The organism is Pseudomonas sp. P4_B4 (genome assembly GCF_056402255.1).
In genome coordinates this window covers 46976-61986 of the sequence record NZ_JBFUHS010000028.1, presented here as the reverse complement: position 1 = coordinate 61986, position 15011 = coordinate 46976, and the positions used below count along the sequence as shown (strand labels likewise).

The 15011-nt window shown below is 59.5% G+C and carries 11 protein-coding genes; 7 read left to right on the top strand and 4 right to left on the bottom strand.

Going from position 1 to position 15011, the window contains the following annotated elements; all coding sequences use genetic code 11:
• Positions 1-190 precede the first annotated feature (190 nt).
• The gene (locus AC1DVE_RS24460) at positions 191-397 is read left to right on the top strand and encodes a co-regulatory protein PtrA N-terminal domain-containing protein (RefSeq protein ID WP_223455516.1); all 207 of its coding nucleotides are present in this window, start codon (positions 191-193) and stop codon (positions 395-397) included.
• 348 nt (positions 398-745) lie between these two features.
• On the opposite strand, the gene AC1DVE_RS24455 is transcribed toward AC1DVE_RS24460, so the two are convergent.
• The 4 genes from AC1DVE_RS24455 to AC1DVE_RS24440 all read right to left on the bottom strand — a co-directional run bounded on the left by AC1DVE_RS24455 (position 746) and on the right by AC1DVE_RS24440 (position 2993).
• Positions 746-1045, bottom strand: coding sequence for a hypothetical protein (locus AC1DVE_RS24455; protein ID WP_317848721.1), 300 nt, complete (start codon positions 1043-1045; stop codon positions 746-748).
• Positions 1046-1214: 169 nt separating this feature from the next.
• Positions 1215-1535, bottom strand: coding sequence for a hypothetical protein (locus tag AC1DVE_RS24450; protein WP_477784268.1), 321 nt, complete (start codon positions 1533-1535; stop codon positions 1215-1217).
• Positions 1502-1828 (bottom strand): response regulator, encoded by a 327-nt coding sequence (locus tag AC1DVE_RS24445; protein WP_317848720.1) that lies wholly within the window; start codon positions 1826-1828, stop codon positions 1502-1504. The genes AC1DVE_RS24450 and AC1DVE_RS24445 overlap by 34 nt, the downstream gene beginning before the upstream one ends.
• Positions 1829-2282: 454 nt before the next feature.
• Positions 2283-2993, bottom strand: coding sequence for a response regulator transcription factor (locus tag AC1DVE_RS24440; RefSeq protein ID WP_223542906.1), 711 nt, complete (start codon positions 2991-2993; stop codon positions 2283-2285).
• 229 nt (positions 2994-3222) lie between these two features.
• On the opposite strand from AC1DVE_RS24440, the gene AC1DVE_RS24435 reads away from it, so the two are divergent.
• The 6 genes from AC1DVE_RS24435 (at position 3223) to AC1DVE_RS24410 (ending at position 14955) form a co-directional block, all read left to right on the top strand.
• Complete coding sequence (locus AC1DVE_RS24435; RefSeq protein WP_477784267.1) at positions 3223-8085, top strand: HAMP domain-containing protein; 4863 nt, start codon at positions 3223-3225, stop codon at positions 8083-8085.
• Between the two features lie 117 nt (positions 8086-8202).
• The gene (locus tag AC1DVE_RS24430; protein WP_477784266.1) at positions 8203-9336 is read left to right on the top strand and encodes an ATP-binding response regulator; all 1134 of its coding nucleotides are present in this window, start codon (positions 8203-8205) and stop codon (positions 9334-9336) included.
• 236 nt (positions 9337-9572) lie between these two features.
• Positions 9573-11699, top strand: coding sequence for a TonB-dependent receptor family protein (locus tag AC1DVE_RS24425; RefSeq protein WP_477784265.1), 2127 nt, complete (start codon positions 9573-9575; stop codon positions 11697-11699).
• A 188-nt stretch (positions 11700-11887) separates the two neighbouring features.
• Positions 11888-12352: a MarR family winged helix-turn-helix transcriptional regulator gene (locus AC1DVE_RS24420; RefSeq protein ID WP_223455509.1), complete on the top strand. Its 465-nt coding sequence runs from the start codon at positions 11888-11890 to the stop codon at positions 12350-12352.
• Positions 12345-13424, top strand: coding sequence for an HlyD family secretion protein (locus tag AC1DVE_RS24415; protein ID WP_223455508.1), 1080 nt, complete (start codon positions 12345-12347; stop codon positions 13422-13424). Before AC1DVE_RS24420 ends, AC1DVE_RS24415 begins: the two co-directional genes overlap by 8 nt.
• A complete protein-coding gene (locus tag AC1DVE_RS24410; protein WP_223455507.1) occupies positions 13417-14955 on the top strand; it encodes a DHA2 family efflux MFS transporter permease subunit in 1539 nt (512 codons plus the stop codon). Before AC1DVE_RS24415 ends, AC1DVE_RS24410 begins: the two co-directional genes overlap by 8 nt.
• Positions 14956-15011 lie beyond the last annotated feature (56 nt).

The window sequence follows — 15011 nt, the reverse complement described above, 5'->3', positions numbered from 1 at the left end:
GTTCGCGATGATGGTACTGCTCACTGCCTGGGCAAAAAACAAAGACACCGAAGCGCGTATGGAGCAAGGCACCAGGACACCAGGCAACGCCGCCCTGGCTGGCTGGTGAATCCAGGTTGAACAAGGAAGTTCTGCTCTAGCAAATGAATCCCGCTTTAACTGTTAACAAATTTCAATTGAGGATACCCAAATGAAATCCATGAAAGTTCTCTTCGTAGTCGCCACTCTGACCGCTTCTTCTCTGGCGATGGCCACAGGTGGTGGTGACCGGACCTTCGCACGCATGGAGTCGGCCCGGACAGTCTCGATGAAAGCCTTCCAGGTTGCACAGAAACAGAAGGCTGAAGCCGCTGTCGCTGAAAGCAAAGCCAAAGCGACCGATCACGCCAACAGCTGATCTGCGTAGCCTGTCCCCCGGCTGACAGAAGTGTTCAGCCTCAAGCCTCGCTGGCAGCACCCAAGGTGCTGCCAGCGCCGGTTTAACCAAGATCCCGCCTACACCAAATCCAGTTTGTTGAATCCGTCTCGACAGCACGGGCATTATGCTCCGTCGCCTCAGATCCTTTCGCTCATCCCAATCAATATTGCCGCCCGCCTGGAACTCGTCCGCTAACCTCGGATGAAGCCGCTGCCAGCGAGGCTGCGGCTGTTCAAGTGCTGAGTTGAGCGCCTGACCGGCGGAGTTTCCCTGCCGGCCGAGGATAGTGAAATATCAATTACCCGCAGTAGTCATGGAGATAGGCATCTATCGCTTCCCCTTCATGCAGACTACGGAAAGATAAGCACCCCAAAGAACACCACACAGGGCAAGTATTAGCTCCGGATTGAAAATGCCCTGATCGACCGGCGCCACCAGGATTTCGCTATAAAGGCACATGGCGCCCGCGATCAACGCAATAAAGTAGCCGGTCCGGGTTCTAGTCCGGCGCAGCAACAGAACCTTTTTCAGACCCTCGTCTTTCCATTCTTGAAGGGGCATGAGTTGGATCTCCTCCAGCAACACCACACCCCACAGCAACGCACACAACCAATAACCTATCATTATGATGTCCTCCAGTTAGAACATTGGTTCAACATGAATGCAGCGCGCACTCCGCGCTCAACTTACGAATATCGATTCCGGAGTCTTTTCTGACTCGTGCAATTTGCTCTTATGCATATCCATATCCTGAAGCAGGCGAGCAGGTTCAAGCGGCTGCCATGGACGGGGAGTCCTAGCGGAGCACGCCCGGTCTCGTTGCCAGTGGTCGCATCCCGCTGGACCAGGTCGGCGGCGGCGAAGTCATACTCCCAGTGGTGTCCCATGCGCGTTTGCACAGATGGAACAGAACCATCAAGGTTGAGGCCAGCACGATTTCTGTCGCAAGCAGCTGATTCGAGTCCAACTCCACGCGTGGCCACCATACATAGAGGATGAACCGTGCGGCATCCGGCGTGGCAAACGTTATGGCCACTGCCAGCAAAGTGATGACGCCATGTGACATGACGTGCCGCAGCACGGCTAGAAAGTCGTGTTCTTTGCTGATTGGTTCCATGGGGTACTGCTCCCATTTGGGAATGATTGCCAGCAGGAAAAATCTTCTGGTAACAGGGACTTGGCTAAACGCTCCAACATGCGTCGCATGATGGCAAGTTCATGATTCTTGTCGTAGAAGGCGTAGGCTCCCGCTTTTGTGAAGTACTTCCAATGTGTCGGATCGGCACAATCGCTGACCACTATGACTTTTGTCAGCGGATACTCGGCTGCGACCACACGCAATACTTCCATGCCATTACCGTCGCCAAGGTTGACGTCCAGCAAGACGACATCGGGTGGTTCACGCCGGATGGCGGCGATGGCAGTCGATGCGCGGTGAACGCCCCGGCAAGTGACAGGCCCGCGATCTGCGGCGACACCGTGCGTCGCAGCGCTGGCACGACGTTCGAATCCTCAACGACAAACAGGCGCAAAGGGCCTGAATCTCTGGCTGGCATCAATGCAGTCAATGGTTCTGTGTTGGTGACCTGCATGATTTCACCTCGCTTTTTTGACATGGCGGTACAAGACGTTGACTAAGACAACTCCATTGAGCGGACGAAAATTTTCCGAGAGGTAAATATGCTTGATTGGAACGAACCCCACTATCGACGTTAGCAGGACTTCTTTGTGGCGATATCGGCCAAGAGCTTGTAGTGATTCCACTACAAGCAGGCTGGATCGGGCGAAGCTGCGCATGTGCCGCAGAGAGTGGAGGATGCCAAGAACGATCGAGTGACTCGGCTGCGTCGGATGGCAGGGTGTTCTAAGTTAACAAGCCGTTTTCGAGTGCATAGCGGGCCAGTTTCGCGTTGCTGTCCATCCCTGTTTTTTCCAGGATACGTGCCCGGTACGTCGTGACGGTACTCGGGCTCAAGTGCAATATCTCAGCGATGCGGACAATTCTCTCGCCTGAAGCAAGGAGCTTTAGTACTTCAAGCTCCCGGTCGGATAGCGCTTCGTGGGGTGCCCCGTCGCCTCTGCCGATAGCGTTGACCAGTTTTTCTGCCAGCTCAGGACTGACGTGCTTGCCGCCTGAGGCCACCTTGCGAACTGCCGTAACCAGGGTGGTTGCGGAAATATCTTTGGTGAGGTATCCCGCTGCGCCGTGCTTGATTGCGCGTAACGCATAGGCCTCGACCGAATGCATACTCAACATCAGAACGGCGAGTTTGGGCTTCTCTGCACGCATGAGCTTGAGGAGTTGGAGGCCGGTCTTGTCAGGCAGCTGAATATCTACCAGCGCTACGTCGAAATCCTGCTCCCGGACCAGGAGCATTGCCTCTTGTGCCGTCTCTGCTTCGCCCGTAACGTCGATCTCGCCGGCAGTCTCCAGCATGCGTCGCACGCCGCTACGCACGATGCTGTGATCATCCACCAGCAAGACTCTGATTTTGTGGTCAACCATCTGTATTTTCCATTCACCAGTGGCCAGCAAGCCATGGAATCTGCTGCAGCGTTTGACGTTAGCAGGCACAGAGCACACTTGCACTTTTTGCCTCAGCCGTTAGTGCTCACTACTTCGGACTGCGGGTGCAGTCGGTTGGAACGGCCTGTTCCCGACTAATTCCCCCAGAATCCGGGGCATTGCGCCAACCTTGCTAATATTTCGTAAGCCAACGCTCAGCTTTCAGCATGGTCAATACTGCAATGCCGGCTCCTGCATGACGCCTTGCGCGTGGCATCCATCTTGACTGGACATAGACATGGCCACAGTGACGACACCGATCGAAGATTTCGACATGAAGACGTTGCTGACAGCGCTGAAGGCGTTGCGCAATGGTGACTTCACCACGCGAATGCCGGAAGACTGGACCGGCATGCCGGGCAAGATCGCCGACACGCTCAACGAGATCATCGACATGGCGGCCGACACCGCTACCGAATTCGAACGCGTGGCGCGACTGATCGGCAAGCAGGGCAAGGTCGATGAGCGTATCCAATTGCCGATGATGAAAGGCTCATGGCAAAAGATCGTCAACTCGAGCAATGCGCTGACCAGCGACCTCATCAGCCCGATGAGCGAGATGATTCGCGTTATCGGTTCGGTTGCCGAGGGTAATCTGAGCCAGCAGGTACCACCGGTACTCGATGGCCTGAAACTGCGGGGCCAGTTCCTCAAATCCGCCAGGATCGTGAACACCATGGTGACGCGACTGGGCTCCTTCGCTTCCGAGGTGACCCGCGTGGCGCGCGAAGTCGGCACTGAAGGGATTCTCGGTGGGCAGGCCAATGTCAAAGGGGTGTCCGGCACCTGGAAAGACCTGACCGACTCCGTCAACGACATGGCCGCCAATCTGACCACCCAGATGCGCAACATCGCTTACGTGACAACCGCGGTGGCCAAAGGCGATCTGGGCAAGACGATTACCGTCGAAGTCAGGGGTGAGATTCTCGAGCTGAAAAACACCATCAACACGATGGTCGGCCAGCTCTCGAGCTTCGCAGCGGAAGTGACCCGCGTGGCGCTGGAAGTCGGTACCGAAGGCAAGTTGGGCGGTCAGGCGGAAGTGCGCGGCGTATCAGGCACCTGGCGCGACCTGACCGAATCGGTCAACGGCATGGCGGCCAACCTGACCACCCAGGTGCGCAACCTCGCACAGGTGACGACGGCGGTGGCGCGCGGCGACCTCGGCAAGAAAATCACCGTTGAAGCCAAGGGCGAGATTCTCGAACTGAAAAACACGATCAACACGATGGTCGACCAGCTCTCCAGCTTCGCCTCGGAGGTGACACGCGTCGCGCTGGAAGTCGGTACCGAAGGCAAACTGGGCGGACAGGCCGAAGTGACCGGCGTGTCCGGTACCTGGAAGGACTTGACCAATTCGGTCAACGGCATGGCGGCCAACCTGACCACCCAGGTGCGCAACATTGCCGACGTGACGACGGCGGTGGCCAACGGCGACCTGTCACGCAAGATCACAGCCGAAGCGAAAGGTGAAATTCTCCAACTCAAGGAAACCATCAACACAATGGTGGACCAGCTCTCGACCTTTGCCGACGAAGTGACGCGCATGGCTCGCGAAGTGGGGACTGACGGCAAGCTCGGTGGCCAGGCCAAGGTGACGGGCGTCGGTGGAACCTGGAAAGACTTGACCGACTCGGTCAACAGCATGGCCGCCAACTTGACCAATCAGGTCCGCAACATCGCCGACGTGACGACGGCGGTGGCCAAAGGCGACCTGGGGCGCAAGATTACCGTGGAAGCCAAGGGCGAAATCATGGAGTTGAAGAACACCATCAACACCATGGTGGACCAGCTCAATAGCTTTGCCGCCGAAGTGACGCGGGTGGCGCGCGAAGTCGGCACCGAAGGCAAGCTCGGGGGACAGGCACAGGTGCAAGGCGTGTCCGGCACCTGGAGGGATTTGACCGAAAACGTGAACTTCATGGCGGCCAACCTGACCAGCCAGGTGCGAGGCATCGCGAAAGTGGTGACCGCAGTCGCCAACGGCGACATGAAGAAGAAACTGACGCTGGAAGCCAAGGGCGAGATCGCCGAACTGGCCGACACCATCAACGGTATGACCGATACACTGGCGCTGTTCTCCGATCAGGTGACCTCGGTGGCGCGTGAAGTGGGGGTCGAGGGCAAGCTGGGGGGCCAGGCCAACGTGCCGGGTGCTGCCGGCACCTGGCGCGATCTGACCGACAACGTGAACGGTCTGGCGGCCAACCTGACCAATCAGGTGCGCGCAATTGCCGACGTGGCGACTGCCGTGACCAAGGGCGATCTGACCCGTTACGTGGAGGTGGAAGCAAAGGGTGAAGTGGCGGAGTTGAAGGACAACGTCAACGAGATGATCCGCAACCTGCGGGAAACCACGCGGCAAAACGCGGAGCAGGATTGGCTCAAGAGCAATCTCGCAAAATTCAACCGTCTGCTGCAGGGCCAGCGCGATCTGGCGGCAGTCTCCAAGATGGTGCTGTCTGAACTGGCTCCGCTGATCAACGCCCAGCATGGTGTGTTCTACATGATGAACGAGAGCCCGCCCGATCCTGCGAAACTCAAACTGCTGTCCGCTTATGCGTATAAGGGAAACATCAATGTCAACGATGAGTGGCGGCTCGGCGAGGGCCTGGTCGGGCAATGCGCCTACGAGAAGCGGCGCATCCTGCTGACCGATGTACCCGCCAATTACGTCGCGATTTCATCGGGACTGGGTGCGGCCGCCCCGCTGAATATCATCGTGTTGCCAATCCTGTTCGAGAACAAGGTCAAGGCCGTCGTCGAAATGGCTTCGTTCACGCGCTACAGCATCATTCATCAAACCTTCCTTGATCAGCTTGCTGAATCGATTGGTATCGTACTCAACACGATCGAAGCCAATATGCGTACCGAAGAACTGCTAAAGCAATCGCAATCGCTGGCGCAGGAGTTGCAAAAGCAACAAGAAGAATTGAGACAGACCAACGAGGAACTGGGGGACAAGGCTGGACTGCTGGCGGAGCAGAAAGCCGAAGTCGAGCGCAAGAACCGCGAAGTCGAAATCACCAAGCTGTCGCTGGAGGAGAAGGCGGAGCAGCTGATGCTGACTTCGAAGTACAAGTCCGAATTCCTCTCCAGCATGTCCCATGAGCTCAGAACGCCATTGAACAGCTTGCTGATCCTGGCCCGGCAGCTCAGCGACAACGCGGAACACAATCTCACGCCCAGGCAGGTCGAATATGCCAAGACCATCCGTAGCGCGGGCAAAGACCTGCTGGAGCTGATCGACGAGATACTCTATCTGTCCAAGATCGAGTCGGGTACGGTCACACTGGATCTGAATGAAGCGCTGTTCGCCGATCTGCACGACCAGATCGAACGCACCTTCCGGCCAGTCGCCGAAAGCCGGGGCCTCACCTTCACGATTGAACTGGCACCTACCCTGCCCCCTTTCATCTGGACCGACGAAAAGCGCCTGCTGCAGGTGGTCAAGAACCTGCTGTCCAACGCCTTCAAGTTCACTGAGCAAGGCAGCGTAAAGATCAGCATCGAACCCGCTGTGTCCGGGTGGAGCGTGGATCACAGCGAACTCAATCGCGCCGATGCGGTGGTCGCCTTCGTGGTCACCGACACCGGCATTGGCGTATCTGCCGGCAAGCAGAAGCTTATCTTCGAAGCGTTCCAGCAAGCAGATACCGGAACCTCACGAAAATACGGTGGCACCGGCCTCGGCTTGTCGATCAGCCGCGAGCTCGCACACCGGCTGGGCGGTGAGCTGCGGCTGATCCCCGGTGAGATCGGCAAGGGCAGTACTTTCGCGCTGTACGTGCCCTTGCGTACACCGGACGCCCAGCGTCAGACGCTAGACGAATCCGCGACAGAGGCAGTACCTGGCCAAGTCAAGCGCGACCTCATGTCAAGCCAGTCTGCACAGATACCGGACGACCGTGAGTCTGTCCAACCCGGGGACCAGGTGCTGCTGATGCTCGAGGGCGACGCCCGGTTCGCCAGCATTCTGCTCGAGGCCGCGCACCAGAAGGGGTTCAGGGCTATCGTCACGACCCGTGGCGCGGATGCACTGGAGCTTGTCGAGCGCTTCAAACCCGCCGCGATCACCCTGGACCCGGGCCTGACGGACATCGATGGCTGGTCGCTGCTCGAGCAGTTGAAGCGCAATTTCGCCACGCGTCACATCCCGGTCCAGATCATCTCGACCGCTGACGACCACACACGCGGGCTGCGCTATGGTGCTTTCGACTATCTGCTCAAGCCGGTCACAGCCGACGAGATTCAAAATGCGCTGGTCGGCATCGTGGCATTCGCTCGGCGCAAGACCAGAAGCCTGCTGCTCGTCGACGGCAACGACGGGAGCCGCACCCGCATCCTCGACCTACTCGGCAACACCGACCTGAAGATCGAAACGACCGCCAGCGACGTGGAAGCCTTGAAGAAACTGGCAAAGAAACGCTACGACTGCATGGCAATCAATCTCAAACTGCCCGACGCATCCGGCATCAGCTTTCTCGAGGCATTGCAGCAAGACCACGCTCTGCGTGAATTGCCGATCGTCGCCTATGGTGCAGCGACACTGACCAAGCCGGAACACGAGCGTTTCAGGACACTGCTCGGCAAGGGCGTCATCAAGGCAGTTCAGTCCCCCGAGCGCATACTCGACGAAACCTCGCTGTTTCTACACCGCGTCGTCGCCAGGCTGCCGCAGACCCAGCGCAGGATGCTGGAAAAACTCTATGAGGGTTCGGACAGCCTCGAGGGTAAAAAGGCCCTGGTGGTCGACGATGACGTGCGCAATATTTTTGCCCTGACCAGTGTGCTTGAGTGCAACAAAATGCTGGTGGCCACGGCCGAAAACGGCCGAACCGCCATAGAACTGCTGCAGCAGCAGCCCGATACCGACATCGTGCTGATGGACATCATGATGCCCGAGATGGATGGCTTTGAAACCATGCGCCAGATCCGTACATTCAAGAGATTTGAAACCCTGCCCATGATTGCGCTGACGGCCAAGGCGATGATGGGTGACCGTGAAAAGTGCATCGAGGCAGGAGCATCGGACTATGTCAGCAAGCCGGTGGATACCGACCAGCTGCTGTCACTGATGCGCAAATGGCTCTATCGATGACGCTGTACCGCGCTGATTGCGCGACAGCAAAGGTGGCAAGGTGCGCAAGGCCGGCTCGATTTTACCGGTGTTGCCGTAACGCCAAGAGGCGCTAGCGCAAACCGAAGTGGCATAAATATGCAGCAGGAACCTCCGGTATTCAAAGAGAGAGCCCAGGTGCGGCACCCGCTCCCGCCTGATGGCGTGCCAGCATCCGTGTTGCTGGTGGATGACAATCCCGCCAAGCTTACGGCGCTCGCTGCGGTGATTGCCGACATGGGCCTCGATATTGCCACGGCGACTTCCGGACGCGAGGCGCTGCGCCTGCTATTGCAGCGCGACTTCGCCGTCATTCTGCTCGACGTGAAAATGCCAGTGATGGACGGTTTTGAGACCGCTGCACTCATTCACGGCCGCCCGAAGTCGGCCCACACGCCCATTATCTTCGTCACAGCGGAGGCCGAAACGGATTCCGAGCGTTTCCGCGGTTATACGTCCGGCGCAGTGGATTACATCTTCTCGCCAATTGTGGCCGAGGTTCTTCGCGCCAAGATCCGGGTGTTTGTCGACCTGTTCTACCTGCAGCGCAAACTGACGATGCAGGCCGAGGAATTGCTGCAATCGAAGCTGCAGCTGCGTGAACTGGCCTCCTATCAGGAGCACATCAAGGAAGAAGAGCGAAAACGGATCGCGCGCGACATCCATGACGAGCTGGGACAGAGTCTGCTGGCGTTGCGAATTGATGTCTCCATGTTGCAGGCGCGCACCAGTACCATGCACCCCAAGCTCAACGAAAAGGCCAGCGATGCTCTGAATCACCTCGATACAGCCATCCGCAGTGTCCGCAGTATCATCAATGATCTTCGGCCACCCGTACTCGATCTGGGATTGCAGGCAGCGATCGAGTGGCAACTTGAAGAGTTCCGGCAGCGCAGCGCGATCGATTGCACGATGTCGGCGAAAGACGAAAATTTCCGTTGCGACCTGAATGAAAAATCCGCCACGACGCTGTTCCGCATAGTGCAGGAATCGCTGTCGAATATTGCCCGGCACGCGCAAGCGACACAGGTGCATATCGAACTCTCCAGGGAGGGTCGCCGGCTCTACCTGCGGATCAAAGACAATGGCGTAGGCATGACGGATCGCAAAAAATTGAACTCGTTCGGGTTGGTGGGAATGAAGGAACGCATCAGCATGCTAGGCGGGGAATTCACGATCGACAGCGCACCGGACAAAGGAACGAGATTAACGATATCGCTGCCACTCGACTGACCCGGATGGCACTGAAAGTCTATTGCCCGTGCCCATCGGGCGGGCCAACCAGACTGCGACTACGACAATGGCTTCAAGGATGGCGAGATCGCCGAGATCGCTGCGCGCTGGCACCTCTGCTGAACCGATAGCCGCCAACCCTTGGCGGGCAAAATAACAAAATTGCCATGTGCTCCCTTCGTTCCTTCTTGCGTCGCTCTGTTCATTGCCCGTTCCTGACGTCTGGAGTTTTCCCAATGCCTTCGCCTAAATCCTTGCCCGCTGCGCTGCTGGGCCTGGCCCTTGTTTGTCCGGCCATGACCGAGGCTCAGGGCCTGGAGCTGGGACAAGTGCTGATCGGGGCTGAGGACCAGAGCGACGAAGACCAGGGGATCGAGGATGCCAGGGCCCGGCTGGCCCAGGTGCCCGGCGGCACCAACGTGGTCGACATGCGCCGCCCGTTGCAGGGCCGCGTGGCCAGCAACCAGGATGTGCTGGCGTACCAGCCGGGGATCTATGCCCAGTCGGCGGGCAACGAAGGGGTGAAGATCTCGATCCGCGGATCGGGGATCAACCGCGCACCGGGTGCCCACGCCTCGGGGCTGTACGCCATGCTCGACGGTCTGCCTCTGACCGGCCCCGGCGGCACACCCTATGAATTGCTGGAACCGCTGTGGCTCGACCATGTGGAAGTGCTGCGCGGCGCCAACGGTTTCGACCGGGGCGCCCTGGCCCTGGGCGGGGCCATCGATTACGTCAGCCATACCGGCTACGACTCACCGAAGTTACAGGTACGCTACGCAACGGGCAGTCACGGCTATCAGCAGCGCCAGGTCAGCTCCGGACAGGTGCTGGGGGCCTTCGATTACTACGTGGCCATGACCGACGCAAACGCCGACGGCTACCAGGACCACACGGCCAGCGAGAGCCAGGGGGTAATCGCCAACTTCGGTTACCACTTCAACCCGAACCTGGAAACACGCTTCTACCTGCGCCACCGCCAGACCGACAACGACCTCGCGGGGCGCGTGACCAAGCACTCCATCGAGCATGACCCACGGGCGGCCAACCCGGCCTACGTGGCGCGGGACGACCGCCGCGACGAGCCGGGCAGCACCTTTATCGGCAACAAGACCACCTACTACATCGATGACGATTCGAGCATCCAGACCGGCCTGGTCTACCACGACTATCCCATGGACTTGAGCGAGGGTCCCAACCGCCTGAAGGTGGCGTACACGGACGTCAGCGGCACGTTCGACTACAAGCGTCGCGACACGCTCTGGGGTCTGCAAAGCCAAAGCACCCTGGGCCTGCAAGTGACCAAGCACCTGCCCAATGCCGGCGCCAGCGAGTTCGTGCGCATCCCCACCGGCAACACCGCCGGTTACGCACCGGGCACGCTGATTCGCAACTTCACCTATCAGGGCTCGGACACGGTCCTGCATGTCGGCAATGACCTGGAGATCGCCGACGACCTGTGGCTGACCACCGGCCTCGCCGCGATCTACACCCGCCGTGAAAGCGATGTCACCTACCCGCAAAGTGGTGGCAAGACCAGCCTGCACGACTGGGACTACGCCCCGCGCGTGGGCCTGCGCTACCAACTGACACCGGACCTGCAACTGTTCGGCAATCTCAGCCGCTCGGTCGAGGCACCGCACCCGTGGTCGCTGATCTATAGCTCGAACATCCGGTTCCCCGCAGGCAGCGGTGTCGCCACGGGTGCCCAGCGCGAACCGGTCACGCTGCAAAACCAGACCGCCACCACCCTGGAAATCGGCGGTCGCGGGGACAGCACGCTGGGGCAGTGGAGCCTGGCCTGGTACTACGCCCAGGTGCGCCACGAACTGCTGTCGGTGTTGCCGGACGCCAACGCCACCACGCCCTACGAGCTCAATGCCAGCCCCACCGTGCACCAGGGCGTGGAAGCCAGCCTGCTGAGCCCCCTCTGGTCGCCGGAGGATGTCGGCCAATTGAGCCTGCGCCAGAGCTATACCTTCAGTGACTTCCACTACCGCGACGATGAGCGCTTCGGCGACAACCGCCTGCCGGGCCTGCCGATGCACTATTACCAGGGCGAACTGCGCTACGACTGGCCACAAGGCTTTTTCGCCGCGCTCAACACGCAATGGGTGTCCAAGGTGGCGGTCGATTACGCCAACAGTTACTACGCCGATCCCTACGCCATATTCGGCGCCACGCTGGGCTACAACGCGCCCAAGGGCGACTGGCAGACCTGGCTGGACATGCGCAACCTGACCGACAAACACTATGCCGCCACGGTCACGCCGGGCTTCGACGACAAAGGGCTGGACGCGGCGCGATCCACCCCTGGCGAGGGCATGGCAATGTACGTCGGGGTGTCGTGGAGCCTGCTCTGAGGTCGGGTTTACCGCTCGTAAGGCACCTCGAAAAGCACGTTCACGGGGTATTGAAAGGCGCCGCTCACAGCCAACCCGCCATGCCCCGTCGAGAGAATCGATTCACCTGAATTATTTCGCAAATATAGATAGCCACCTAATTACAAGCTCAACTATGATGAGCTAACTCATCCGCAGCAGATTTCACCATGACCGACACATTGACCCTTGGTTTTGCCCTGCATGACAGCGCCCGGCTGATGCGCAAGCGGTTTGAACAACGCGCGCGGCACGTCGGCCTCACTCGTTCGCAGTGGCAAGTGCTGGCCATGCTGTCGACCCATGAGGGCATCCATCAAAAGGGGCTCGCGGATTTACTGGAACTGGAGTCGATCACCCTCGTGCGTCTGCTGGACAAGATGGCCGAGCGCGGTTTGGTCGAGCGACGTCGTCACCCCACGGATCGACGCCTGTCCCTGCTGTTTTTGACGGAGCAGGCTCATCCGCTGCTGCAACTCATGCGTGACATGGGCCGAGTGACTCGCCAGGAAGCCACGCGCGGATTCTCTGCCGAGGAGGAACAACTGCTGCTGCAGATGATGAAGCGGATGAGGTCCAACCTGATCGAAGCTTGCAGTCTTCCCGTTGAAGAGCAGGAGCATCGTCATGACTGAGAGACGGCAACTCGTGCGCACCACGCTCTTTGCCCTGCTACCCATCGCGCTGGTGGTCGGCGGCTATCTGTATGTCACGGGCGGGCAGATCATTTCCACCGACAATGCCTACATTCAAGCCGATCATGTCGGTGTCTCCACCGATGTCTCGGGCCTGGTGGCCTCGGTTGATGTCAAAGACAACCAACGGGTGGTCAAGGGCCAAGTCCTGTTCACCCTGAAGCCGGAGCCCTTCGAGATTGCGTTGGCCAGCGCCAGGGCGCAACTGAGCAACGTGCGCAACCAGATCCTCAATCTCCAGGCCAATTACAAGCAAGCGCTGGCCGAAATCGACCAGGCACAAATCGACCTCGCCTACTACCAGGCCAGCTTCCAGCGCCAGCAAACCCTGCTCAGCGTTTCTGCGGTGTCCAGAACCAACTACGACGATGCCAAGCATGCACTGGACAGCACCCGGCAAAAAATCACCGTGGCCAGGGCCACCGCGCAAATGGTGCTGGCGCAACTGGGCGGAAATATCGAAACCCCCGTCGAACAACAATCCACGTACCTGATCGCCCAAGCCGCTGTCGACGAAGCCCAGCGCAACCTGGACAACTCGGTGGTCAGGGCTGCGTTTGACGGTGTCGTGACCAACGTTGATTCGCTGCAAGTCGGCTCCTACTTGCAACCACCACAGTCGGGCATCAGCCTGGTGTCGGCCGACCACCTGTGGGTCGCGGCGTCCCCGAAGGAAACCGAACTGACCCACATGAAACCCGGTCAGTCCGTCGATATCAGCGTCGACAGCTACCCCGGCGTGCAGTGGCACGGCACCGTCGACAGCATCAGCCCGGCGTCGGGTTCGAGCTTCTCGTTGCTGCCCGCGCAAAACACCACGGGCAACTGGGTCAAGGTCGTGCAACGGATTCCCGTGCGCATCAGCATCGATGATGCCGGGGAAAAACCGCCGCTGCGCACCGGCATGAGTGTGCAGGCAGAAATCGATACCGGCTCGGCCCGTGGCCTGCCGCACCTGTTCTCGGGGCTGCTGGCGAGCAAGGCCCCTACCCCGACTCTGGCCCATGAATAACCCGGCACCGAGCGAAGCGGTGGCCCATCGCGGGATGATCACCGCTTGCGTCGTGCTGGCGGTGATCATGCAAGCGCTCGACACCACCATCGCCAATGTCGCCCTGCCCTACATGCAAGGCAGCATCTCGGCCAGTTCGGACCAGATCAACTGGGTGCTGACGTCCTACATCGTCGCCGCGGCAATCATGACCCCGCCGTCCGCCTTTCTGGCCAGGCGCTTTGGGCGCAAACGCGTGCTGCTGTGGGCGATTGTCGGCTTTGTGATCTCGTCGATCCTTTGCGGCCTGGCGCAATCGCTGGAAGAAATCATCCTCGCCCGCCTGCTGCAGGGCTTGGCGGGCGCGGCGCTGGTGCCTCTGTCCCAGGGCATTCTGCTGGACATCTACAGCCTCAAGGAACGCGGTTCCGCCATGGCTCTGTTCGGCGTCTCGGTCATGGTCGGCCCCGTGCTGGGGCCGATGCTCGGCGGCTGGCTGACCGAGAATTTCAGCTGGCGCTGGGTGTTCTTCATCAATTTGCCCATCGGTTTGCTGGCGCTGGCCGGGATCGTCTATTACGTCAGCGAAACCACCACCGACACCTCGACCCGCCTGGACTGGCTCGGCTTCGGCTCGCTGAGCGTGGCGATCATGGCCCTGCAACTGTTTCTGGACCGGGGCGAACAACTGGGCTGGTTCGCTTCCGGTGAAATCCTCGTCGAAGCGATCGTGGCCGCTGTCGCCCTGTACGTGTTCCTGGTCCACACCTTCACCACCGACAATCCCTTTATCAGCCCGAAGCTGTTCAAGGATCGTAACTTTGCGATCAGCGTCGTCTTTATTTTTATCGTCGGCATCACCTACCTGGCCTCACTGGCGCTGATGACCCCTTACCTGCAAACCCTGATGGGCTATCCGGTGCTGACCGCCGGCATGGTGATGGGCCCGCGTGGCCTGGGCACGATGCTGACCATGTTCCTCGCCGGCCGACTGTTGGGCAAAGTCGATACCCGTCTTTTATTGCTGTCGGGCCTGGGCTTGTCGGCGCTGTCGATGGGGCTGATGACCGGCTGGACGCCTGACGTGTCGATGCAGACCGTCATCTGGGTCGGCTTCATCCAGGGCACCAGCCTGGGCATGCTGTTTGTGCCACTGACCACGGTTGCCTTCGCGACCCTGCCCGCCTCCTTGCGCGCCGAAGGCACCGGGCTTTACAGCCTGTCGCGAAATGTCGGTTCCAGCGTCGGGATCTCCATCGTGACCGTGCTGCTCACCCAGAACATCCAGGCCAACCACGAACAGATCGGCGCCTACATCACGCCCTTCAACCGGGCCTTCGACGCAGGGTCGATCAAGAGCTACCTGGACCCGATGGTCGCCTCCGGCCGCGCCACCCTGGACGCGCTGGTCAACGTGCAGGCCAGCTGGATCGCCTACGTGGATGACTTCAAGCTGCTGATGCTGCTGTCACTGGCGGTCATGCCGTTGTTGCTGATTATCAAGACCCCAAAAGCCCTGGCACATGAAGAGCCGGCAGCGGTCATGGAGTAGTCCCGGATCGACACACAACCGCGCGAGACGACTAAGCTTTTGTAACGCCACTTCGT

Bases quoted from the DNA above. Each gene is read 5' to 3' on its own strand.
- AC1DVE_RS24425 (WP_477784265.1), top strand. From the start codon at position 9,573: ATGCCTTCGCCTAAATCCTTGCCCGCTGCGCTGCTGGGCCTGGCCCTT.
- AC1DVE_RS24420 (WP_223455509.1), top strand. From the start codon at position 11,888: ATGACCGACACATTGACCCTTGGTTTTGCCCTGCATGACAGCGCCCGG.
- AC1DVE_RS24450 (WP_477784268.1), bottom strand. From the start codon at position 1,535: ATGGAACCAATCAGCAAAGAACACGACTTTCTAGCCGTGCTGCGGCAC.
- AC1DVE_RS24415 (WP_223455508.1), top strand. From the start codon at position 12,345: ATGACTGAGAGACGGCAACTCGTGCGCACCACGCTCTTTGCCCTGCTA.
- AC1DVE_RS24435 (WP_477784267.1), top strand. From the start codon at position 3,223: ATGGCCACAGTGACGACACCGATCGAAGATTTCGACATGAAGACGTTG.
- AC1DVE_RS24430 (WP_477784266.1), top strand. From the start codon at position 8,203: ATGCAGCAGGAACCTCCGGTATTCAAAGAGAGAGCCCAGGTGCGGCAC.
- AC1DVE_RS24460 (WP_223455516.1), top strand. From the start codon at position 191: ATGAAATCCATGAAAGTTCTCTTCGTAGTCGCCACTCTGACCGCTTCT.
- AC1DVE_RS24410 (WP_223455507.1), top strand. From the start codon at position 13,417: ATGAATAACCCGGCACCGAGCGAAGCGGTGGCCCATCGCGGGATGATC.